Annotated in this window: 23 protein-coding genes; 11 read left to right on the forward strand and 12 right to left on the reverse strand. The window is 64.6% G+C overall.

Translation table 11 applies throughout. From position 1 onward, the window contains the following. Positions 1-13 precede the first annotated feature (13 nt). The 8 genes from ABQJ54_RS10980 to ABQJ54_RS11015 all read left to right on the forward strand — a co-directional run bounded on the left by ABQJ54_RS10980 (position 14) and on the right by ABQJ54_RS11015 (position 6,080). Positions 14-268, forward strand: coding sequence for an aldehyde dehydrogenase family protein (locus ABQJ54_RS10980; protein WP_367854326.1), 255 nt, complete (start codon positions 14-16; stop codon positions 266-268). Between the two features lie 507 nt (positions 269-775). Then, positions 776-1,297 carry a sigma-70 family RNA polymerase sigma factor gene (locus ABQJ54_RS10985; RefSeq protein WP_367854327.1) on the forward strand — a complete coding sequence of 174 codons (522 nt, stop codon included), beginning with the start codon at positions 776-778 and terminating at the stop codon, positions 1,295-1,297. A 4-nt stretch (positions 1,298-1,301) separates the two neighbouring features. Continuing rightward, positions 1,302-1,964: an NrsF family protein gene (locus ABQJ54_RS10990; protein ID WP_367854328.1), complete on the forward strand. Its 663-nt coding sequence runs from the start codon at positions 1,302-1,304 to the stop codon at positions 1,962-1,964. Positions 1,965-2,047: 83 nt separating this feature from the next. Next, positions 2,048-2,365: a BufA1 family periplasmic bufferin-type metallophore gene (gene bufA1, locus ABQJ54_RS10995; RefSeq protein WP_367854329.1), complete on the forward strand. Its 318-nt coding sequence runs from the start codon at positions 2,048-2,050 to the stop codon at positions 2,363-2,365. A gap of 43 nt (positions 2,366-2,408) precedes the next feature. Beyond that, the gene (gene bufB, locus ABQJ54_RS11000) at positions 2,409-3,242 is read left to right on the forward strand and encodes an MNIO family bufferin maturase (protein ID WP_367854330.1); all 834 of its coding nucleotides are present in this window, start codon (positions 2,409-2,411) and stop codon (positions 3,240-3,242) included. Beyond that, positions 3,217-4,026, forward strand: coding sequence for an HvfC/BufC family peptide modification chaperone (locus tag ABQJ54_RS11005; RefSeq protein ID WP_367854331.1), 810 nt, complete (start codon positions 3,217-3,219; stop codon positions 4,024-4,026). Before bufB ends, ABQJ54_RS11005 begins: the two co-directional genes overlap by 26 nt. After that, entirely contained in the window at positions 4,017-4,532 is a 516-nt protein-coding gene (locus ABQJ54_RS11010) for a DoxX family protein (protein ID WP_367854332.1), read from the forward strand. Before ABQJ54_RS11005 ends, ABQJ54_RS11010 begins: the two co-directional genes overlap by 10 nt. 501 nt (positions 4,533-5,033) lie before the next feature. Next, positions 5,034-6,080 carry a hypothetical protein gene (locus ABQJ54_RS11015; protein ID WP_367854333.1) on the forward strand — a complete coding sequence of 349 codons (1,047 nt, stop codon included), beginning with the start codon at positions 5,034-5,036 and terminating at the stop codon, positions 6,078-6,080. Between the two features lie 468 nt (positions 6,081-6,548). On the opposite strand, the gene ABQJ54_RS11020 is transcribed toward ABQJ54_RS11015, so the two are convergent. From ABQJ54_RS11020 to ABQJ54_RS11035, 4 genes are all read right to left on the reverse strand, one after another. Then, complete coding sequence (locus ABQJ54_RS11020) at positions 6,549-7,319, reverse strand: SDR family oxidoreductase (protein ID WP_367854334.1); 771 nt, start codon at positions 7,317-7,319, stop codon at positions 6,549-6,551. Between the two features lie 34 nt (positions 7,320-7,353). Next, a complete protein-coding gene (locus tag ABQJ54_RS11025) occupies positions 7,354-8,208 on the reverse strand; it encodes an alpha/beta fold hydrolase (protein WP_367854335.1) in 855 nt (284 codons plus the stop codon). A 78-nt stretch (positions 8,209-8,286) separates the two neighbouring features. Then, positions 8,287-8,760 (reverse strand): nuclear transport factor 2 family protein, encoded by a 474-nt coding sequence (locus ABQJ54_RS11030; RefSeq protein WP_367854336.1) that lies wholly within the window; start codon positions 8,758-8,760, stop codon positions 8,287-8,289. A gap of 68 nt (positions 8,761-8,828) precedes the next feature. Beyond that, a complete protein-coding gene (locus ABQJ54_RS11035; protein WP_367854337.1) occupies positions 8,829-9,374 on the reverse strand; it encodes a carboxymuconolactone decarboxylase family protein in 546 nt (181 codons plus the stop codon). Positions 9,375-9,510: 136 nt separating this feature from the next. Here ABQJ54_RS11035 and ABQJ54_RS11040 point away from each other — a divergent pair, with 136 nt between their 5' ends. From ABQJ54_RS11040 to ABQJ54_RS11050, 3 genes are all read left to right on the forward strand, one after another. Continuing rightward, the gene (locus ABQJ54_RS11040; RefSeq protein WP_367854338.1) at positions 9,511-10,422 is read left to right on the forward strand and encodes a LysR family transcriptional regulator; all 912 of its coding nucleotides are present in this window, start codon (positions 9,511-9,513) and stop codon (positions 10,420-10,422) included. 351 nt (positions 10,423-10,773) lie between these two features. Then, entirely contained in the window at positions 10,774-10,923 is a 150-nt protein-coding gene (locus ABQJ54_RS11045; protein ID WP_367854339.1) for a hypothetical protein, read from the forward strand. Beyond that, positions 10,916-11,284: a hypothetical protein gene (locus ABQJ54_RS11050; protein WP_367854340.1), complete on the forward strand. Its 369-nt coding sequence runs from the start codon at positions 10,916-10,918 to the stop codon at positions 11,282-11,284. Before ABQJ54_RS11045 ends, ABQJ54_RS11050 begins: the two co-directional genes overlap by 8 nt. A 280-nt stretch (positions 11,285-11,564) precedes the next feature. Here the strand turns inward: ABQJ54_RS11050 and ABQJ54_RS11055 are convergent, their stop codons facing one another. From ABQJ54_RS11055 to ABQJ54_RS11090, 8 genes are all read right to left on the reverse strand, one after another. Next, the gene (locus ABQJ54_RS11055) at positions 11,565-12,911 is read right to left on the reverse strand and encodes a carbohydrate porin (protein ID WP_367854341.1); all 1,347 of its coding nucleotides are present in this window, start codon (positions 12,909-12,911) and stop codon (positions 11,565-11,567) included. Between the two features lie 225 nt (positions 12,912-13,136). Continuing rightward, positions 13,137-13,892 (reverse strand): class II aldolase/adducin family protein, encoded by a 756-nt coding sequence (locus tag ABQJ54_RS11060; RefSeq protein ID WP_367854342.1) that lies wholly within the window; start codon positions 13,890-13,892, stop codon positions 13,137-13,139. Positions 13,893-13,895: 3 nt separating this feature from the next. Then, positions 13,896-15,302: an MFS transporter gene (locus ABQJ54_RS11065; RefSeq protein ID WP_367854343.1), complete on the reverse strand. Its 1,407-nt coding sequence runs from the start codon at positions 15,300-15,302 to the stop codon at positions 13,896-13,898. 56 nt (positions 15,303-15,358) lie between these two features. Continuing rightward, positions 15,359-16,363 (reverse strand): amidohydrolase family protein, encoded by a 1,005-nt coding sequence (locus tag ABQJ54_RS11070; protein ID WP_367854344.1) that lies wholly within the window; start codon positions 16,361-16,363, stop codon positions 15,359-15,361. Positions 16,364-16,395: 32 nt separating this feature from the next. Next, a complete protein-coding gene (locus ABQJ54_RS11075; RefSeq protein WP_367854345.1) occupies positions 16,396-17,070 on the reverse strand; it encodes a dienelactone hydrolase family protein in 675 nt (224 codons plus the stop codon). Between the two features lie 23 nt (positions 17,071-17,093). Then, positions 17,094-18,299 carry an acyl-CoA dehydrogenase family protein gene (locus ABQJ54_RS11080; RefSeq protein ID WP_367854346.1) on the reverse strand — a complete coding sequence of 402 codons (1,206 nt, stop codon included), beginning with the start codon at positions 18,297-18,299 and terminating at the stop codon, positions 17,094-17,096. Then, positions 18,292-19,167: a succinate--CoA ligase subunit alpha gene (locus ABQJ54_RS11085; protein ID WP_367854347.1), complete on the reverse strand. Its 876-nt coding sequence runs from the start codon at positions 19,165-19,167 to the stop codon at positions 18,292-18,294. The genes ABQJ54_RS11080 and ABQJ54_RS11085 overlap by 8 nt, the downstream gene beginning before the upstream one ends. Further along, positions 19,164-20,318: an ATP-grasp domain-containing protein gene (locus ABQJ54_RS11090; RefSeq protein ID WP_367854348.1), complete on the reverse strand. Its 1,155-nt coding sequence runs from the start codon at positions 20,316-20,318 to the stop codon at positions 19,164-19,166. The genes ABQJ54_RS11085 and ABQJ54_RS11090 overlap by 4 nt, the downstream gene beginning before the upstream one ends. Positions 20,319-20,389 lie beyond the last annotated feature (71 nt).

Consider the following 20,389-nt stretch of genomic DNA (forward strand, 5'->3'; position numbering starts at 1 on the left):
CCGAGTTCGCGGCATGAAAGCCATATACGACGAGGCTATCCAGATCACCCATGACTCCAGGTACGGACTGCATACCTGCGTCTTCGGAATCGATCTGGAACGGGTACGCCGCGTGGCTTCCCGGATTCGTGTCGGCCGTGTCCTGACCAACGGCATGACGGATGATCCGCAAGTACCTACGAGAACAAGGACATCAAGGCCCTGGCCAAGGTGGCGGCCGGCGCCTCGCCATAGCCCCATCATGGCCATTTTGATCGTGACGGCATGACCACCCAGGCACGGACCGATGCGGGCGATGATCGGGCACGACGGGGCTCAGGCGCCGGGCGGCATCGTGCAGGCGATTCGTCTGCTGCGAACCCTTTCCCCGCCACCGGGCGGTTTCCTCGCGCAGCGGATTCTCTGTGCCTATCGGCTCTCCACTGTGTTTCGAGCGCAAGCGGCGCGCCCCGTCCGCCCCGTCGGCCAAATCGCGGCACGGACAGGATGGGTGCGACCTCGGTTGACCCGAAAGGAGAAAGCATCAAGGCCAGCATCGACACCTTCGCAGGTCAGAACGGCAGCCGCGACACCGGCGTGGCGGGGAAGAAAGTCGGCAAGGTAACTTCCAGCCTGACCGTGGCGAACCATTCCTCAAGGCATTTGGCGAGGTATCCCGCCCGTGACCGCAGGCACTGCAGTCGTGCTCCATGATGATCGTTCCCGGGCCGAGCCCCGCAGCCACGTGTTAGCCGACGCTGCCGGCGCGCCAGCCGACCATCGGCGCAGGGTATGGATGGCCGCTGCGCAAGTGGGCGACCGCGTTGCCTACGAGCGCGTGTTGGCGGATTCCGTCGTGCTGATCCGCCACGTGGCGCGAAGACGCGGTATACCGGCCGATTCGCTCGATGACGTGGTGCAGGAGACCCTGCTCACCGTCCACCGGGTACGCCATACCTACGATCCATCGCGCTCCTACGATGCCTGGCTGGCCGCCATCGCCGGCCGGCGCGCGGTCGACGCGCTGCGCCGGCACGGTCGCCGCCGCCGCGAGGTCCATGACGAAATCGCCCTCAACCAGCAAGCCGACCCGGACGATGCGAGCACCGCCAGCGAACAAATGCAGCAGGCGCGCCGCCTGCGCGCGGCCATCGCGGAGCTGCCACCGCGACAACGCGAAGCAGTGGAGCGCCTGGGCCTCGAAGAACAGTCCTTGGCGGATGCTGCGGCCCATACCGGCCACAACACTGGCGCGCTGAAGGTGAGCCTGCACCGGGCGCTGAAAGCGTTGCGTGCGCGCTTGCATGGAGAATCCTAGAACCGTGTCGGCCGATCCACGCCAGCAAAGCCTGATCGTGTCGCTCGGCGCCGGGCTGACACCGGTGCGACGCCTGCGGTCGCCATGGCTCCGCATGCTCGTATGGGCGCTTTTGGTGGCCGTGATCGCGGCATTGCTGCTGTGGCACTCCGGCGCCACCGCGATGCTGCGGCGCTGGGCGGGTGCACCCGACCTGGCCTGGGCCACCGTTGGCGCTGTCCTCACGGCGGTCGGTGCCGCGTGGGCCGCCCTCGCACTCGCCGTGCCAGGGCGTTCGCGCGCATGGGCGTGGTTGCCGTTGCCCGGCGCCTTGCTGTGGATCGGCGCCAGCGGCTTGGGCTGCCTACAGCCCTGGCTGGCTCCCGGTACGACCATCGCCAGCGCGTATCAGTCCACGGTTCACTGCCTGACGTTCATCGTCGTTATCTCGATCCCGCTGTCGGCGTTGCTGCTGTGGTTGCTGCGACGTGCTTGTCCGCTACGCCCGGCACTCACCGCCTGCCTGCTGGGATTGGCGAGCGCCGCAGCCTCGGCGGCCCTGCTAGCCATCTTTCATCCTTTCGAGTCGACGGTTTCCGATCTCCTCGTCCACGGGTTGGCCGTCACCATCGTGGTGGCGATAAATGCGGCATGGGGCAACCGGCTGTTGTTACGACACCGGATGTAACCGCGGGTGTTCCGGTAGCGAAAAGAGGGGTGGAAACGGATCGGCCGCTTCCACCCTTTTCTTTCCATCACGGAGACACGTCCATGAACAGCACCACCCTCCTCAAGAGCAGCCTGGCCTGCGCGCTGACGCTCGGCATGGCGTCGCTGGCATCCACCGCTTTCGCCGGGCAGCGCGACGCGATGATGAAGATGACCCCGCCGCAAAAGACGGATGCGATGATGGCAAAGAACCATTACACCCCCTGTTACGGCATCAATGCGGCCTACAAGAACGACTGCGTGTCACCAGGGCATTCCTGCGCGGGGCAGGACTCCAAGGCTAACGATCCGAGCGCTTTCGTCGCGGTGCCGGCGGGGCTGTGCACCAAGATCGCGGGCGGTAGCCTGAAGGCCGCGTGAGCATCGCCCCGTGACGTATCCCACTGCCACGGGGATGCAACCGATGCCGGCGCGTGCCGGCATCGGTCTGCGCGCACCGCACGTCGCCCGCGTGCTGGCCGAACGGCCGCCGATCGCGTGGCTGGAAACCCACAGCGAAAACCTGTTCGCCGCGGGCGGCAGCTTCCACCACGCACTGGAACGCATTCGCGCCGATTATCCCTTGAGCCTGCACGGCGTCGGGTTGTCGCTGGGTTCGGCGGACGAACTGGATCGCGCGCATCTTCGGCGCTTGCGCGAAATCGTCGATCGTTACCAGCCCGCGCTGGTGTCCGAACACCTGTGCTGGGGCGCGCTCGGCGGCCGGCACAGCAACGACCTCTTGCCGTTGCCGTTCACCGAGGAGGCGCTGGAGCTCATAGTGTCGCGGATCGGGCAGGTGCAGGACGCGCTCGGCCGCGACATCCTGGTCGAGAACATTTCGACGTATTTGCGCTTCGAAGGCGGCGACTACGCCGAATGGGATTTCGTCGCCGCAGCGGTGCGGCTCAGCGGCTGCGGTCTGCTGTGCGACGTCAACAACATCTACGTCAACAGCATCAACCATGGCTTCGATCCGCATGTATATCTGCGTGCGCTTCCACGCGCGGCCGTGAAGGAGATGCACCTGGCCGGTTTCACCCGCAAGGACAACCTGCCGGTTCCGTTGCTGATCGACTCGCACAGCCGGCGCGTGGATGTGCAGGTCTGGGCGCTGTACGCCGACGCCGTCGACCTGTTCGGGCCGGTGCCGACCCTGATCGAATGGGATCAGGACATTCCCGAACTGGACGTGCTGCTGGACGAAGCTGCACGCGCCGAGGAGGTGCTCGATGCACGCCGTGCCCGCGCTGCCTGAGTGGCAGCGGCAATTCCTCGACGCGTTGTACGACGCCGACGCGCCCGGTCCGCGCGCAGTAATCCTCGGCAACGGGCTGGAACCGGATGCGCGCCTGCGCATCTACCGCCACAGCAGCGAGGCGATCCACACGGGCGCACTGCGCATCACGTATCCCGCGGTGCTGGCGCTGGTGGGCGAGGACTATTTCGATCAGGCCGTGCGCGGCTATCGCGGTGCGCATCCTTCGCCGTCGGGCAATCTGCAGGCGTTCGGCACACGCTTTGCCGAGTATCTGGAAACGCTGCCGGATATGGACGCGCTCGCGTACTTGCCTGACGTCGCGCGGCTGGAATGGTTGCGGCAGGAAAGCGCACTGGCGGCCGATGCCGAACCCACGGCTCCAGACACTTTCACGAATGGGTTGGCGCATGCCGGCGAATCGCTGCGGATCGGTCTGCATCCGAGCGTCCGACTATGGGCGAGTGTGCACCCGATCCTGACGATCTGGCGTTATGCGATCCAGCCGACTTCCGAACGGCTCGTGCTGGATGGCGAAGGCGAATACGTGGTGTTGTGGCGCGAAGACAGCGAGGTCGCGATGGCGGGGGTCGACCCCGCGAGCTTCACCTGCATCGCGTCACTCGCCAGCGGCGATACGCTCGATGCGGCACACGCGGCGGCGCAGGCGCGCGATCCCGCCTTCGACCTTGCGGCCTGCCTTGCCAGCCTTTGCCGGCAAAACCTGATTAGTGCCATCGATCCATTCGACGAATCCTGCGAGGAACCCGCGCCATGTCGATGATTAACTGCATCAACGACTGCTATACCCGCACCGCCGACGGGCTCGCTCGCTGGTTGGGCCCGGTCACCCTGCTAAGCATGCGCCTTTGGGTCGCATGGGCGTTCTGGCAGGCCGGACTGGTCAAGATCGCCGATCCAGAGGGCACGCGTTACCTGTTCGAGAGCATGTACCACGTACCCTTGCTGCCACCGGATTTCGCGGCAGGGCTTGGCACCTGGATCGAGCTGATCGTGCCGTGGTTCGTGGGCCTCGGCCTGTTTGGACGTCCGTTCGCGTTGTTCCTGTTCGTCTACAACATCATTGCCTTCACGTCGTTCCCGGCGTTGTGGCCACACGGTTTCTGGCACAGCCTGTTCAACACCACGGACTTCGCTGACCACAAGGTCTGGGGCCTGATGCTGATGGCCGTGATCGCTTGGGGCCCGGGCGCGCTGTCGGTGGACAAGTTGATCGGAATCACGTGGCGGCGCTGGCGCGGAGCGAGTGGCGCCCTGCAATTAGGATGAGTTTACCGGTTCGCACATCGATCACCGCGAGGGCAGGCACGAGTGCAGCGAGTTGGCGCCGCGGCTCCGCAGCGGGTGATGCAGGGCGCCCTATAGAAGGCGTTTGACTGGATGAAGGTCCATATGCCGACACGTCGAACTGCCGGGTGAGTCGGGTTTTCCGCTGCAATCCTCCCAGCGCTCGTTCCATGGCGTGGGTCGTTTACCGGGTCGCGAGACAACTGCTTATCGGTCCGGCCAGCACATGCGACGCACGCACCGTTTGCCTTGAGTACGGCCACGCGGGATCGAAGGACATCAGCGGTTACTGTTTGCGAGCTGGATCAATAAGCCCGCAACCCTGCGATCAGTGTCACAAAGTGCACAACGTGTTTGCAGGCATGTAACCCGATAGAACTTCTCGTCGAAGTAGGCGTAGGTCGATGCGCACGGCCGTTGGCAACACCCTGCCGCGACAACACCTGTTGCCGCCGTCACCCACGCTCAATTCGAGGAAGAACCATGAAAAAGGCAGTCTACGGAGCAGCGCTGCTTGCGCTGCTGGTAACCGGCGCCGTCAATGCACAGACCGGCCCCCGCTGGAACGATGGCGACTTCATCGTCACCTCGTCGAACACGTCCAACAATGAGTTGCTCGTCTACAATCCCCAAGGTGCTCTGGTCGAACAGTCCAGGACTGGCGGTTCCGGTGGCGTTACCGGCAATGCAGGAGGTATCGCCCAGAGCCGCGACCTCCTGGCCGTCGTCAATTTCGGATCCGGCGATGTTTCGGTCTTCAAGAAAGGCGACGGCCGCGTTCCGCTGCAGTTGCAGAAGATCGTTCCCGCCCTGAACAATCCGGTGAGCGTCGCCTTCGGCCGGCATCATCTCTACATTCTCACCACGACCTACATCGAGTCGCACCTGATCGGCCCGTACGGCATAAGCTCCACCCCCGATGGCAAAACCAGGCTCGCCATCGCCGACGGCTCCGCGGCCCAGGTGGGCGTCCTGGACGGACAACTGGTCATCTCCGAAAAAAGCAATGCCATCGAGACGGTCGACCTGAACTACCAGGGCGCCATATCGGGCTCGCCCCAGGTGGTGGCCAACATCCCTGCCAACGTCAACGCACCGTTCGGCCTGGCCACGCGCGGCGACGATGCCTACGTGACCATCGCGCACGCCAACGAGATCAGTCTCGTGCGCCATAACGCCGTGCTGACGGTCACGGGCTCCGGCACGCAAATGGCGCCGTGCTGGGCCGCCCTCGATGGTCCCTTCCTCTTCACAGCCAACTCGCCCAGCCGCTCCGTTTCCCGCTATGCGGTCTACGGCCAGAAGATCATTCAGGACGCGGCCGTCGTGGCGACCTTCAACGGTGATCCGACGGATATCGCCTATGGCGACGGCCTTGCGGCGGTAGTCGACGCCAACGGCTCCGTCTCGCACGTGTCCATTTTCGGCGTGGACGGCGACGGCGACTTCAACCTGAAAAGCAGCGTCACCCTCAACAATGCCGCCACCAACGGTATCGCGATCATGCACAACGACTACCGCTTCAACTGAGCAGCTGCCTATCCGTACCGGGGAGCGAAGACGCTCCCCGGTACGCCACTTTCCCTCAGCACCCCATTTGGGACGAGTACCTCGCTCGGCCCATAGGCTTGCGGACTGACGACGGATCCCGGATGCGCATCTCGCCACTGCAGGGCGCGGGCGCAGGATACGGGCCGCGCATCGGAACGAACGTGTGGGTCATGCTAACTAAGAGATGACATACATGAAGCCGGTCTTGTTGTTCGCTTGTTTTATGCTGTCTTGCCCTCGCGGAAGGTGATGCGGACGAAATGCCAATTCAGCCATGCGCACGCCAGGAGAAAGGCGGCGGTGATGAAGAACACGTACCTCAAGCCGATATGCGCGCCGATGGATCTCTCGGCCATTGCTTCTGGCACCTGTCTCTCGTGAACTGCGCCGATGGCAGATAGCCGAGAGCCTCATCATCGCGGTGGAAGAGTGTTGCTCAATAGGCAGCTAGATTGATTTGACCTCACCGCCGTCCATGCGAAGCGAGGCTCCAGTCATCCAACGTGCACCGGGCGACACCAGGAACGCCATCAGTTCGGCAATCTCCTCCGGCTTGCCATAACGGGCGATGCCGGCTTCGCGCGGAAAATGCTCGGTCGCTTCGGCCACACTCATGTCATGCAACGGCGCCCAGTGCTCCAGATACGAGCGTCGACGCCCCGTCATCACGGGGCCGGGCAACACGCTATTGACCTGCACTCCATCACCGATGCCGCGATCGGAAAACGCCTTGGCCAACGCGGTGATCGCCGCGTTGATGGTGCCGACAGCAGCATACGGCGCCTTGGGAAAGATCGCCGAATTGCCCGAGGTGAACACCACCGATCCGTTGGCTTGCCTGAGCGCGGGCCACGCTTCGATGGTCAACCGCCGGGCACCGTGTAGCTTGAGCGCCATGCCGGCATCCCACTGTTCGTCTGTCATCTCGAACAGATCGATTTGCGGCACGGCTCCGGCGATGTTGACCAGTGCATCGATGCGGCCGAATGCGGAGAGCGTCTTCTCGACGACGATTTTCGCGGCAGTTTTTTCCGCGAGGTCGAGATCCAGCACCAAGGCTTTCGCGCCTTCCGCCTCGACCATCCCCGCCGTCTCCAGCAGATGATCGCGATTCCTGGCGACCAGCACCAGCGAACCGAAATCCTTGGCCAGGCGCACCGCCGTGGCACGACCGATGCCCTGACTTGCACCGGTGACTATGGCCGTTGAGTGGGACATGTTCTTCTCCGTATCCGACTGCTATTGACAGATCTCAGGTCGCGAAAAACTCGCGGATGGCTTGCGCAATCTCTTTTGCGTGCGTCTCCAGGGCGAAGTGTCCCGTATCGAAGAAGCGCACCTGGGCATCGGGTATGTCGCGCTTGAATGCTTCCGCACCCGGCGGCAGGAAGAATGGATCGTTCTTGCCCCACACCGCCAGGAAGCGTGGGCGATGTTTGCGGAAATACGCCTGGAAGGCGGGATAAAGCGCTACGTTGCTTTGATAGTCGAGGAACAGATCCAGCTGGACCTCGTGCGCGCCTTCGCGTGCAAGGTAGTGATTGTCGAGCGCGATGCCGTCGGGCGACACGAGGGATTCATCCGTCACACCGTGCGTGTATTGCCAGCGGGTGGTTTCCGGCGCGAGGAAAGCGCGTAACGCTTCACGGTTATCCGCCGAGGGCTTTTCCCAGTACGCGCGTATCGGATTCCAGCCATCGCTCAACCCTTCCACATAGGCATTGCCGTTTTGCGAAATGATTCCGGCGATACGCTCCGGATGTTTCGCAGCAAGGCGAAAACCGGTCGGCGCGCCGTAGTCGAAGACGTAAACCACGAAGCGATCGAAGCCCACCACGTCCGTAAAACGGTCGATCACGCTGGCAATATGGTCGAACGTGTACGCGAACGCTTCGCGCGATGGCATGTCTGACTGGCCGAACCCCGGCAGATCGGGCGCGACCATATGGAAGCGATCGCCAAGCAGCGGCATCAGGTCGCGGAACATGTGGCTGGAACTCGGAAAGCCGTGCAGCAGCAGGAGCTTGGGCTTATCGGGCGAGCCGGTCTCGCGGTAGTGGATCTTGAAGCCATCCACGTCGACGCTTCGGTAAGTGGTATGTGTCATGAGCGTTCTCCAACACGTCTGGCCATCGTGCGATAACCGTCCTGAAGTGATCGTTGCAGGAACCTGGAAAGCGACCGGCTAGAACCCGAGGTCACTCAGCCCAGAATGACCATCCGGCCGCCGACCCAGCGGCCAGTGGAAACGGCGGTCCGCTTCGCGAATGGGAGCGTCGTTGATGCAGGCGAAGCGCTTTCGCATCAGGCCGTCCTCGTCAAACTCCCAGTTCTCGTTTCCATACGACCGGAACCAGTGGTCGCTGTCGTCGTGCCATTCGTAAGCGAAGCGGACAGCCATGCGGTTCTCGCGGAAACCCCATAGTTCCTTGATGAGCCGGTAGTCCAATTCGCGCTGCCATTTTCTGGTCAGGAACGCGACGATCGCTGCGCGGCCATTCACGAACTCGGCGCGATTGCGCCACTGGCTGTCGACGGTATAGGCCAAGGCCACCTTGGCGGGGTCACGGCTGTTCCAGCCATCCTCGGCGAGGCGCACTTTCTCGATGGCCGTTTCAAGCGTGAACGGCGGAAAGGGAGGTCTGGCGGTGTCCATCATGTTTCTCCAAGGGTTCTGGGCCCGGCACGTCGAACTGTATTTCCGGTTCTAGTGGGGCCTGGCATGCCTCAGGCGAGTTCCTTTGCGAGGACGACGGGGAAATCGATGTCGGTCCTGGCAACTTCGTTGAGGTAGTTGGTGAACGTGTTCTCCGCGACCAGCGCGATGATTTCCACGATCTGCGCATCACTGAACCCTGCGGCACGCACGGCCGCGATGTCGGTGTCTTCGACGTGACCGCGCAGGGAAGCCACCTTCGAGGCGAACCCGACTGCGGCGCCGGCCTTGGCGTCTCCCGATGCGCCCCGGCGATTAAGGGTCATTTCTTCGGGGCTGATCTTGGCCAGGTTCAGTCCCAGATAACTGTGGGCAGACAGGCAATAGTCGCAGCCGTTGACCTGGGCGACCGCCAACGCGATGCGTTCGCGCGTCTTGACATCCAACGTTCTGGACAATGCAGCTTGGAAGCCGGCGAATGCGCCAAGCGCGACTGGACTGGTACCGATCAGCCGAAACAGGTTGGGTACAACGCCCAGTTGCTTATGCACAGCATCGAGAATCGGCCTGGATGCTTCCGGGGCGGAATCGACGGTCGGAATGGGGAGGCGAGACATGGCGAACTCCTTCGTGGAAGGCCGGTACGGCCTTGGGCGAAGGAGATACTGCGTCTTTCCGTTTGATAGGATAATCTGGCAACATTGGAAATGTTCTTTCCAGAAAATGGAATAGTCTGTGGATCGTCTTGAAGCCATGTCGATGCTCGTCGCCGTTGCGGACAAAGGCAGCTTTTCTGCGGCGGCGCGAGCTTTGAAGATCCCTCTGGCCACATTCAGTCGCAGGATTTCCGATCTCGAAGCGCATCTGGGAACGCGGCTTCTCTTTCGCACGACACGCAAACTTGCGTTGACCGATGCCGGCCAGGCTTATGTGCTGGCCGCGCGGCGCATCCTTGACGAAGTGGAGAGCGCCGAGCGCGAGGCGGCAGGCGAATTCAGCACACCCAAAGGCGAGCTGGTGGTGACCGCCCCGGTCTTCTTCGGCCGTCTGCATTTGCTGCCGGTGGTGACCGACTTCCTTGCCATGTATCCGGAGATCAACCTTCGCCTCATACTGACCGATCGCAACATCGATCTCATCGACGATCACGTGGACATGGCGGTGCGCATCGGCAAATTGCCGGACAGCTCCATGGTGGCCACCCAAGTGGGCGTGATGAGAACCGTCACCTGCGCGAGTCCTGCGCTGCTTGCAGCTCACGGTGCCCCACGGCAGCCGGACGACCTGTTGAAATATCCGTGCGTGGCGGCCATCACCCCCATGCCCGTACCGTACTGGCGATTTCGTTTGCCAGGGTCACGGACGACACATGAGGTTTCCATTCTTCCTCGGCTCGCAGTGACAACACCCGAGGCGGCGGTACTGGCAGCCATCCGAGGAGCAGGTGTCACTCGCTTGCTGCATTACCAAGTGGCTGATGCACTGCGGGATGGCGAGCTGCAGATCGTGTTGGAAAGCTACGAGCCTGAGCTGGTACCTGTCCATCTTCTCCATGCAGCTCGGGGTCAGATGCCGCTCAAGTTGCGAAGCTTCATCGATTTCGCCGTGCCGCGATTGCGGGAAGCGCTGATTCATCTTTCGCGTGCCCCGCAATGCGTGAACTGAAGGTCTGGATGGCGCTTGTCGGATGCTGCAAGGTTTCTCGATTTGAGCCCACCACCATCCAAATAGTTGATCCAACTACTTGTTTAGTACCCAACCCATGGTTCGAATGCCATACATCTAGGCAAGCACGGAAATCGTGCGTTGGGAAAGCGGTTGTCCAGCGCGATTCCCAAGGCTGGGCAGGCCGTCAAACGGGTTCGAGTGATCGCGATCTGCTGGCGCGCGCAAGCTTGGTATAGCAGCGTCTCAATCCAACGTCTTTCAAATCCACATCGCCCTGTTGAGCAGAGCGTTCTCTGCTCCTTTCGCATGCTTTACGTCCGGAAGCCACATCCTCATGGAGTCTTGGTGATGTTCAACAACGCATGGGTGGGTTACGCCTGTTCTTCCCTTGTCGAATGCCTGATTGTGTTCGCCATCCTGTTCCTCGCGGGTTTCCTATGGTCGTGGGGTCTGCGCCGGTACGTAGCCCATCGCCTGAAGGACGACATCCATGAATGATGCCTTCCCGGACGACGAATGGAGCGGCGACCTCATGGAGTTCACGTCGTGCTGCTCCCAATGCCGATCGACGCACGTCGAACCACGCAACCTGGCAAGACACTACGGCGGAGCGATTGGCGCCATCGTGGGAACGACTGGTGGCGTCGCTGCCGCCGTAGCGAGTGCAGAGGCCGGTGTCCTGGGTGGCCCCATCGGAGTGCTGCTTGGCGCAGCAGTTGGCGTGGTCATCGACGGCATTGTCGGCGGGGCCACGGACTGTGCGGCCGGTTCGCGTCTGGGTGAAACCATCGACCGGAGCATCCTGCACAACCACCGCTGTCGTACCTGCGGGCATACCTTTGGCGACACGTCCCGCTGAGCCTGGCTCCCCTGCTGCGGTTCACCCCCTACCTTTCCCTCTCATGGCGACATACGCCCCGGGCCCGGCAGAAGCCGGGCCCGGGGCGTTATGCCGTCTCATCCAAGGAATCTGTCATGCCAACGCCTTCACCTTCGGCATCGTCGTCTGCCGATCCTTCCCTCGACGTCCGGAATCATGTAATGACCCAGCAAATTCCGTCGAGTTCCGGCAGCCAAGACTGCCAGATGTTCTCCTTTTAAATGACGGCCGCTTAGGGAGGGCTATGTCCCGACGTCGATCAGAATTTGATGGCTAGTTCACCGCCGACGACTATCGCATTAGGATAGTGCGTCTTACTGTAGACGCCTGGGTCCATTAGGTATTGGACGTCGGGTGTGATGAACAGCCAAGGCGTCAGCTGGATGTGGTACGAGAGATCAATGTACTTCTCCGCATCGTAGTATCTGACGTCCGGTCGTCGCTGACGTTCGGCGGCGAGGATGCGGCCGTTGATGTCGGACTTGGCCCAGCCCAGGCTGAGGATGTCGTCCGGCCGGCTGGCGAAGGGGCCGAGGAAAACGAAGCCGGCAGAGTTGTAGCTCTGGATCTGCTCATTGCTCCGGCCGGCCTCGGTGAGGTTGAGGAACAGCACCAGGCCGCGTTTCGCGTCTGGGCCGATACCGTAGACCATCTGATCGATGGCCAGCCAGCCGTTGGTGCGGCCCTTGCGCTGGATGCTCGTGTCCACCACGTCCGGGGCATCGCTGGTGTCGTAGTAGCCGCCGATCTTGTAGTGGCCGACCAGCCCCTGCTCGCCGAGCTTCGCGTCCCAGCCCAGTTCGCTCAGGTAGATGTTACCGGTGGCGCCGCCGGTGCCGAGGTGGAAGCCGTAGGCGTTGTTGACGTAATCGCGCGGGATTACCTTGAAGGCACCGACCTTGAGGTAGACGTCCGGCAGGATGAAGCCGGTGACGCGCGCACCCATCTGCGCGCCGGGCGGGTTCTGGATGCCGGAGGAATCGGCCGCCAGCGAGTTCGGGTGGCCGCAGAAGCCCTGGTTGAGCAGGCCGCACAGGATCGGGCTGTAGTCGAACTCAGCCGCCGCCGGGAAGTAGCCGACTTGGTAGCTGAGCCGGCCTTTGAGCAGCGACTGCCGGAAGCTCAGGTTGGCCAGGCGGAAGTTCTCGCCTTCGCCGTAGTTGCTGTCGATGATGACCTTGGTGCCAGCCCAGTTGGAGGCGTTGGAACCGAAGCGGTCGGAGACGGCGAAAGTGAAGTTGCCACCCGGGATGCCCATCAGCTTGTCGAGGTTGAGCGTAGTGCCTGCGACGACTTGGTAGGTGGTTGCAGTGCCGCGCTTCTTGCCGCCGTGGGTGATCGAGGAGGTCTGCGACTGGAGGTTGCCGAAGAAGTTGTAGCCGTCGTTCGACAGCTGGGTGCGTTCGCCACCCCAGTCGCCGAGGAAGCCGGTATCGTGCAGCCAATCGGTCGGCGTTTCCACCGGCGAGGTGGCGGTGTTAGGGTCCTGCGTTTGGGTTTGTGCATGTGCGTTTGCGGTCACGTAGCACGCCAGCACGATCAGGCAGGCGGCCGTGATACGGCCGCGCGTGCCGGTGGTTTTTCCCGTGGCCTTGCTGTGTCCCATGGCTGGATTCCTCCCCTCGTTGTCGTGGCTTGGCTGCGGGTGTCTTGCCTGCAGCATTTACTACGAGCCATCCAAGAACGCGGGCAAAACCCTCCCGCCAGCACCCCCGGCCTTTGCCGCAGTGCTGCTTGCTTCCCGCCTGGACAGCCCTATTCCCTGGCTTTTCTTCAGGCCGGCGCGGCGCTGTTTCTGCGACGCGTCGACCGTGTTTCGTCACTCCCGGCGCTACCAGCTTTCCGGCATCGGCGTATTGTTGGCGAGCGCTTGGCGCGCCTTGCGTTCGTAATAGCCCCACAATAGCCGCAGCAGCCGCGGGTTGAAGGTGCCGCGAGCGCAGTCGGCGGCTTCCTCCGGCTTCAGCGGCAGCGCGCCACCGAGGATTTCCGCCTCGACCTGCTTGCGCGCGTTCTCCTCGAAGAAAGTGCTGCGGAAGAACGCGATCTCGGCCGACTCGCCCACCACCACGCTGCCGTGGCCGCGCTGCTGTACTGCCACGTTCTTGCCCAGCGCCGCCGATAACGAGGCGGCCTGAGCGTCGTTCACCACCAGCCGGGGGTCGTCCCAGACCGGCACGCCGGTGTGCAGGAAGGCGCCGTGCAGGAACACCGGCACGATCGGCCGCCCGGCGATGCCGAGCAGGGTCGAGTGCTGCGCGTGCAGGTGGGTGACGCTCATGATTTCCGGGCGGTCGCGGTGGATCTGCGTGTGGATGCGCCACTCCAGCGGGATCTCACCGCCGGGGTGTTCGAGGATCTCGCCGTGAATGTCGAACACGAACACGTCTTCGGGCCTGATCGCGCCCTTCTCCGAACCCGCGCCGGGGCTGAGCAGAATGCGATCGGTGTCGGGCACACGGATCGAGACGTGGCCGAACATGCCAATGGAGCCTTGCAGGTTCAGCATCATGCACATCGTGGCGGTCTTGCCGCGCAGCTCGGCTTCGGTCTCGATCGGTTCGGCGGCGGTGGGGCTGGCTTGCATGGGTCAGTTCCTCGAAATCGGGGGGAGCGTGTCGCCGCCGGCCGGCTGCGCGCGCGTCTCGCCGAGGCGCAGTTCGCGGAATCGGCGGTGGCAGAGGTAGAGCAGCAGAGCCGCGCCGATCGCGCCGATTGCCAGCGGCGCCAGCGGGGCCAGGAAGAGTTGCGGCAGAGGCGTCCTGCGCGCGATCAGCCAGCCGCCGACGATCGGTCCGCCGGTGGAGGCGAAGCGGCCGACCGCGCTGGCCCAGCCGGCGCCCTTGGAGCGGATGCTGGTGGGATAGATCATGCCGGTGACCGCGTTCATGCCGAGCTGGCTGCCGAGCACGCAGGCGCCGGTGAGGAACACCATGCCGGTCAGCGCCATGTGCGACAGGCCGGGCGTGCCAATGGCCGCGACCACCGGGCCGCCGATGGCGAAGTAGGCCATGATCGGCACGATGCCCCAGCGGTCGATCAGCCTGCTGATCAGTAGCCCGCCGACGATGCCGCCGACGTAGTACGCCGCCTGTGTCACCGCGGTCTGGTCGATGCTGAGGCCGCTGGCGCGGAACAGCGTCGGCATCCAGCTGTTGACGAAGAAGTTGACGATCAGCGCAGCCGAGAACAGCAGCCAGACCAGCAGGGTGATACCGCCGAGTCCGTCAGCGAACAGCAGGTTCGGCTTGAAGTCGTGCGTGCCCTGGCGCGGCGCAGCGGCGACGAAGCGAGTGTGCTTGTCGATACGCAGGTCGGGGCGCAGCTGCGCAGCCCACTTCGTGGCGCTCGGACTGACCTCGCCGTCCCTCGCCACCAGGAACTTGATCGACTCCGGCAGCAGGAAATACAGCACCACCGCCAGCAGCAGCGGTCCGATGCCGCCGACCACGAAGAATACCTGCCAGCCGAAGTGCGCTTGCAGCGTGATCGCCACCACCGAGGGCAGGATGCCGCCGACCGCCAGTCCCATGAACATCACGATGATCAGCGTGGCGCGCAGCCGCCGGGGTGCGAACTCCGCGTTCAGCGCCACCGTGTTCGGCAGCAGACCACCCAAGCCGATGCCGAGGATGAAGCGGCACAGCAACATGACCTGCAGGTCCGGCGCGACCGCCATCAGCAGGCTGAATACGCCGTAGACCAGCGTGGAGACAAGGATCGCCACGCGCCGCCCGAAGCGGTCGCCGACGTAGCCGAGCAGCGGGCCGCTCACCGCCATGCCGATCAGCCCGGCGCTGAACACCGGGCCGAGCTTGGAAGGTGCGAGATGCCAGCTGTGGATCAGCTCCGGCGCGGCGTAGGACATGGCGGCAAGGTCAAAGCCATCCGCACATTGCACCAGCAGCGACAGCGCGACGATGCGGACCACCAGCGCGCCGATCTTCTGGCTGTCGACCAGGGAATCGATGTCGATGACCTGGCCGGACCCGGCCATGGCGGCTCCGTGCAGGTGGCCGGACCCGGCGGGGGCGGCGAGGATCGTGTCCACGGTCACGCGTCCTCGCCCAGGAAGGTACGTACGTTTTCCGCGAGGATTGCGCGGGCCACGTCGTCGGGCAGGCCGGCGGCCTTCACCGTGGCGACCGGATCGTCGTCGCCGAGGCCAAAGGGATAGTCGCTGCCCAGCAGTACGTGGTCGTCGCCGAGCTTGTCCACCACGAAGCGCAGGCTTGCCGCGTCGAAGGTCAGCGCATCGACGTAGAGCCGGCGTGCGTAGTCGCTGGGCGGGCAATCGATGTGCTCGCGCATCTCACTGCGCACGGCGAAACCCCTGTCCACCCGGCCCAGCACCAGCGGGAAGGCACCGCCGCCGTGGGCGAAGCCGATGCGCAGGTCGGGCAGCTTCTCCAGCACGCCGCCGCAGATCAGCCGCGTCGCCGCCAGCCCGGTTTCCAGCGGATTGCCGACGATGTTCGGCAGGTAGTATTGGCGCATCCGCTCGATGCCGATCAGGGGCTGCATCGGATGCACGAACACGGCCATGTCGAGGTCGCGGCAAGCCTCGAAGAACGGGAACAGCGTCGTGTCGTCCAGTTCGCGGCCGGCGGGGAAGGTGCCGATCTGCACCGCGCGCATCGCCAGCGACTCGCGCAGGTGGCGCAACTCGGCGATGGCGAGCTCGATGTCCTGCAGGGGTACCGTGCCCATGCCGGCGAAGCGCGACGGATGCTTTGCGACCACTTCGGCGATGTGATCGTTGAGATAGCGTGCCACCGCGTGCCCGCCCTGTGGGGGCGCCCAGTAGCAGCTCAGCATCGGGATTGGCGAGAGCACCTGCATGCCAATGCCGGTGCGGTCCATGTCGAGCATGCGGCGTTCGGGCGACCAGAAGCGCTCGTCCAGCTTCATGACGACGGTCTCGCCCATCATCAGCGTGGCGTTGCCGTCGTCGTCCGGTGGCAGCAGGCGCGGCCAGCGGCCGGAGCCGAACGCGGCCGCCCAGTCGGGCAGCATGCCCGGCGGCGAGATCAGGTGGGTGTGGAAATCGACGTGCATCTGTTTTCGTCCGCCTGTGGCTGATGGCGCGCTCAGCGCCGCATGTGTTGCGCGAGGAAAGCCAGCGAGCGGCCGCGCGCCAGCAGCGCGGGAAACGGCTGGTAGTAGCGCCGGTCGTTGCAGCTGAAGCCGTGCTCGGTGCCGGGATACAGGTACATCTCGATCTCCGGATGGGCGGCGCGGATCGTCTCGACGTCGGCCAGCGGGATGTACTCGTCGTGCTCGGCGAAGTGCAGCAGCACGGGCACGCGCGGCCGCTCGCCCGCATGCCCGGCGATCTGCGCGCCGTAGTAGCCCACCGCGCAGGCCAGCCCCTGCAGCCGTGCCGCCGCCAGGAAGGCCAGCGAGCCGCCCCAGCAGTAGCCGAGCGCGGCGACCGGGCCGGACGGCGCCGCCGCGTCGATCGCGGCCTGCACGTCCAGCATGGTCTGGTCTAGGTCGAGCCTGGCGCGCAGTTCGCGGCCCTTCTGGATACCGGCCTCGTCATAGCCCAGCTCCACGCCACGTTCGACGCGGTCGAAGATCGCCGGCGCGATGGTGTGGAAGCCGTCGCGTGCATATTGGTCGGCCATCGCACGGATGTGCGGGTTCACGCCGAAGAATTCCTGCACCATCACCATCGCGCCGATGGTGGTGCCGGTCGGCTCCGCGACATAGGCGGAAAGGCGGTGGCCGTCGCTGGCGGTGATCTCGATGTGCTTGCCCATGGGTCGTTTCCTCGATGCTCCGGTCAGGCTTCGGCCAGGCCGGAGATGCCGACGCTCTCGTCGAAGCCGCTGGAGACGCGCTTGCCGATCAGGTCGCGCAGCGTCTCCGAGGTGCCGCCGCCCAGCGTGCCGTAGCGCGCGCCGCGGTACAGGCGCGAGACCACGCTGTCGTCGGTGAAACCGAAGCCGCCGTGGATCTGCAGCGCCTCGCTGGTGACGGCGAGCGACATCTCGTTGCAGCGGATCTTCGCCATCGCGGCCAGCAGTGCGTCGGGGAACGGGTTGGCCGAGAGGCAGGCGCGGTAGAGCATCCAGCGCGCCGACTCGATGCCGATGAACATGTCGGCCAGCTTCCAGCGCATGCCCTGGAAATCGCCGATGGAACGACCGAAGGCCTTGCGCTTGCGCGCATAGCCGACGGCCTCATCGAACGCGCCCTCGGCCAGGCCCAGCGAGATGCTCGGGTTGAGGCAGCGCTGCGTGTTGAACGCGCTGAGCAGCGACTTCAGGCCGGACTCGCGCACCACCAGGTGGTCCAGCGGCAGCTCGCAGTCGGTGAAGCTCACCTCGTGCAGGTTCTCGCCGCCCAGCGTGTGCACCTTGGCGGTAAGCGCCAGCCCCGGCGTGTCCTTCTCGACCAGCACGCAGCCGATGCCGTCCAGGCCCGGCCTGCCGTCGACGCGGGTGAACACCACGAACAGACCGGCCTCCTCGGCGCGGCTGATCAGCGACTTGATGCCGTTGAGGATCACCTTGTCGCCGCACACCGTCGCGTTGGTGGTGTAGCTGGCGACGTCGGTGCCGGCGTGCGGCTCGGTCATGCAGATCGACAGCACGCAGTCGCCGGCGCACACCGCGGGCAGGTACTGCCGCTTGATGTGCTCGGGCGCGAAGGTGGAGATCACGCGGGTCTGCGTGCCCACTTCACCGAGCACGGCCATCGCGGTGATGTAGCAGCCCTTGGCGATTTCCTCCAGCACCAGCGCGGTGTCGAACACGCCAAGCTCGGAGCCACCGTAAGGCTTCGCCACGGCCATGCCGAGCACGCCGATGCCGGCCAGCTGGCGCATGTTTTCCCACGGGAAGGAACCGTCCAGCAGTTCCTTGCCGCGCGCCTTGAACTCGCCCTGCACCAGTTCGCGCACCTGGCCAACGCGGCGGCGCTGTTCCTTGCTCAGGCGGATGCCGGCCAACGCGTCCGTAAGACATTGGGTGATGAGGTCAGACATCGCTGGCTAGCACTCCGTTCACAAGATCCTCGATGCGGGTGAAGACGCGCGCGCCGGCGCCGCGCAGCGCTTCGGTCTTCGACTTCACGGTGCCGCGGCCGCCCTGCACCAGCGCGCCGGCATGGCCCATCGTCACGCCCTCCGGCGCGGAGGCGCCGGCGAGCAGCACGAACACCGGCTTGGCGAAGCCGAGCTGCCGGATCGCCTCGGCCAGTTCCTCTTCCTCGCTGCCGCCGATCTCGCCGAGGATCAGCAGGGCGCGCGTGTCCGCGTCGCGGTGGAAGTAGGGCAGCAGCTCGGCGAAGCGCGAGCCTTTCACCGAGTCGCCGCCGACGCCGATCCAGGTGGACTGGCCAATGCCGCGGCTGCCCAGGCGGAAGCAGGTCTCGTAGGACAGCGTGCCGCTCTTGGACATCACGCCGAGCGGTCCGGACACCAGCGACACGTCGGGGATGAAGCCGAGCTTGAGCTTGTTCGGGATGGCGAGGCCGGGAGTGGACGGGCCGATCCAGTGCGCCCCGTGTTCCCTCACGCGATGGCAGGCGACGATGGCGTCGCGCACTGGCATACCTTCGGACGGCGAGACGATCAGCTTGATGCCGGCTTCCAGCGCCTCGGTGACCGCCTTCAGCACGTCCATCGGCGGCACCAGCGTTATGCTAGCCTGCGCGCCGGTCACCGCGACGGCGTCGGCGCAGTGGTCGAACAGCGGGATGGCCGACTCGGCGCGCCGTACGCTAGCGCCAGCGATGCCGCCGACGATGTTTGTGCCGTACTGCTTCATCAGTTCGGCGTGGCGGCTGCCCATGCGGCCGGTTGCGCCCTGCACGATCACCTTCATGTCGGGATGGAGCGCGAAGCCGCTCATGCCACTACCCCCGCCCGCGCCACAGCAAGCCGCAGGGCCTTGTCCAGATCCGTCTCCACGGTGATCGCGCGGCCCGACTGCGCGATACGCCGCGTGGCCGCTTCCAGGTTATTGCCGATCAGGCGTGCCACCACGGGAACCTTGACCTCGGGTACCGCGTCCAGCGCTTCCAGCAGCAGCCGCGCGAACTCGTCCAGGTCGGTGATGCCGGCGAAGATGTTGACCAGCACGACCGCGATGTCACCGCCGCGCGCGAACTGCTTCAGTACCTCGATCAGTCGTGTCGGCACGCCGCGCAACAGGCCGGTACGCACGTCGCAGAAGTTGTACGGGTGCAGGCCGGCCTGCAGCATCTCGTCGATCAGCATCATGCTCAGACCTGCGCCGGTGGTGAGCAGGCCGACTTGGCCGCGCGAGTCGATCTCCACGTAGTCAAAGCCCTGTTCAAGCTTGAACACCGCCTCGCGGTAGACCGAGGGACGCGACAGCACCACGCGCTCCAGCTCGGGATGGCGCTCGAGCGCGTTCTCGTCCAGCGAGAGCTTCATGTCACCAGCGACCCAGCTGCCATCGGCGCGCACGAACAGCGGATTGACTTCGAGCAGCGTGGCATCGAAGTGCAGGAACACGCGTGCCAGCGCGGCCACCGCCTCGCCGATCGGCGCGCGCAGCTCGGGCGGCAGTTGCACGACTAGTGGTGTGGCCGCCGCGACGAGCGAGGCCTCGTCGGGCATTGCCAGCGCGGTCAGCATGGCATCGCCATGCTGCGCGTGCGCTTCCACGTCCACACCACCCTGCGCCGAGAGCAGAACGCGCACGCCGCGCTGCGCGGCATCGACCATGAAGCCGAGATAGACCTCGTACGCGAAGGCGATTTTCTCCTCCACGCGGAAGCCGGCGACTTTGTGGCCCCTGATGGCGGCATCGGCGTGCTGGTGGACGAAGGCGGCGATGTCTTCCTTGGACGAGGCGAAGCCGATGCCGCCGGCTTTACCGCGCCCACCCACGTCGACCTGCGACTTCACCACCCAGGCACCGCCGCCAGGGAAGTGCGCGCCGTCGGCGGAGCGCGAATCGACGAAAACGCCGGCGGGAACGGGAATGCCCTGTTCGCGGGCGAGTTCCTTGGCGTCATGCTCAAGTAGAAGCACGTGTGTTGCATCCTCATGGGGGGCGTCACGATGCGGACCACGCACGCGCTATGCGCCATGCCACCGCGGTT

This window comes from Rhodanobacter lycopersici (assembly GCF_040812335.1).
GTDB classification, from domain to species: domain Bacteria; phylum Pseudomonadota; class Gammaproteobacteria; order Xanthomonadales; family Rhodanobacteraceae; genus Rhodanobacter_A; species Rhodanobacter_A lycopersici.

What these genes read in the sequence shown, in the direction of transcription:
- ABQJ54_RS10980 (WP_367854326.1), top strand. Translation starts at nt 14, where the DNA reads ATGAAAGCCATATACGACGAGGCTATCCAGATCACCCATGACTCCAGG.
- ABQJ54_RS10985 (WP_367854327.1), top strand. Translation starts at nt 776, where the DNA reads ATGGCCGCTGCGCAAGTGGGCGACCGCGTTGCCTACGAGCGCGTGTTG.
- bufA1 (WP_367854329.1), top strand. Translation starts at nt 2,048, where the DNA reads ATGAACAGCACCACCCTCCTCAAGAGCAGCCTGGCCTGCGCGCTGACG.
- bufB (WP_367854330.1), top strand. Translation starts at nt 2,409, where the DNA reads ATGCCGGCGCGTGCCGGCATCGGTCTGCGCGCACCGCACGTCGCCCGC.
- ABQJ54_RS11005 (WP_367854331.1), top strand. Translation starts at nt 3,217, where the DNA reads ATGCACGCCGTGCCCGCGCTGCCTGAGTGGCAGCGGCAATTCCTCGAC.
- ABQJ54_RS11010 (WP_367854332.1), top strand. Translation starts at nt 4,017, where the DNA reads ATGTCGATGATTAACTGCATCAACGACTGCTATACCCGCACCGCCGAC.
- ABQJ54_RS11015 (WP_367854333.1), top strand. Translation starts at nt 5,034, where the DNA reads ATGAAAAAGGCAGTCTACGGAGCAGCGCTGCTTGCGCTGCTGGTAACC.
- ABQJ54_RS11020 (WP_367854334.1), bottom strand. Translation starts at nt 7,319, where the DNA reads ATGTCCCACTCAACGGCCATAGTCACCGGTGCAAGTCAGGGCATCGGT.
- ABQJ54_RS11025 (WP_367854335.1), bottom strand. Translation starts at nt 8,208, where the DNA reads ATGACACATACCACTTACCGAAGCGTCGACGTGGATGGCTTCAAGATC.
- ABQJ54_RS11030 (WP_367854336.1), bottom strand. Translation starts at nt 8,760, where the DNA reads ATGATGGACACCGCCAGACCTCCCTTTCCGCCGTTCACGCTTGAAACG.
- ABQJ54_RS11035 (WP_367854337.1), bottom strand. Translation starts at nt 9,374, where the DNA reads ATGTCTCGCCTCCCCATTCCGACCGTCGATTCCGCCCCGGAAGCATCC.
- ABQJ54_RS11040 (WP_367854338.1), top strand. Translation starts at nt 9,511, where the DNA reads ATGTCGATGCTCGTCGCCGTTGCGGACAAAGGCAGCTTTTCTGCGGCG.
- ABQJ54_RS11045 (WP_367854339.1), top strand. Translation starts at nt 10,774, where the DNA reads ATGTTCAACAACGCATGGGTGGGTTACGCCTGTTCTTCCCTTGTCGAA.
- ABQJ54_RS11050 (WP_367854340.1), top strand. Translation starts at nt 10,916, where the DNA reads ATGAATGATGCCTTCCCGGACGACGAATGGAGCGGCGACCTCATGGAG.
- ABQJ54_RS11055 (WP_367854341.1), bottom strand. Translation starts at nt 12,911, where the DNA reads ATGGGACACAGCAAGGCCACGGGAAAAACCACCGGCACGCGCGGCCGT.
- ABQJ54_RS11060 (WP_367854342.1), bottom strand. Translation starts at nt 13,892, where the DNA reads ATGCAAGCCAGCCCCACCGCCGCCGAACCGATCGAGACCGAAGCCGAG.
- ABQJ54_RS11065 (WP_367854343.1), bottom strand. Translation starts at nt 15,302, where the DNA reads ATGGCCGGGTCCGGCCAGGTCATCGACATCGATTCCCTGGTCGACAGC.
- ABQJ54_RS11070 (WP_367854344.1), bottom strand. Translation starts at nt 16,363, where the DNA reads ATGCACGTCGATTTCCACACCCACCTGATCTCGCCGCCGGGCATGCTG.
- ABQJ54_RS11075 (WP_367854345.1), bottom strand. Translation starts at nt 17,070, where the DNA reads ATGGGCAAGCACATCGAGATCACCGCCAGCGACGGCCACCGCCTTTCC.
- ABQJ54_RS11080 (WP_367854346.1), bottom strand. Translation starts at nt 18,299, where the DNA reads ATGTCTGACCTCATCACCCAATGTCTTACGGACGCGTTGGCCGGCATC.
- ABQJ54_RS11085 (WP_367854347.1), bottom strand. Translation starts at nt 19,167, where the DNA reads ATGAGCGGCTTCGCGCTCCATCCCGACATGAAGGTGATCGTGCAGGGC.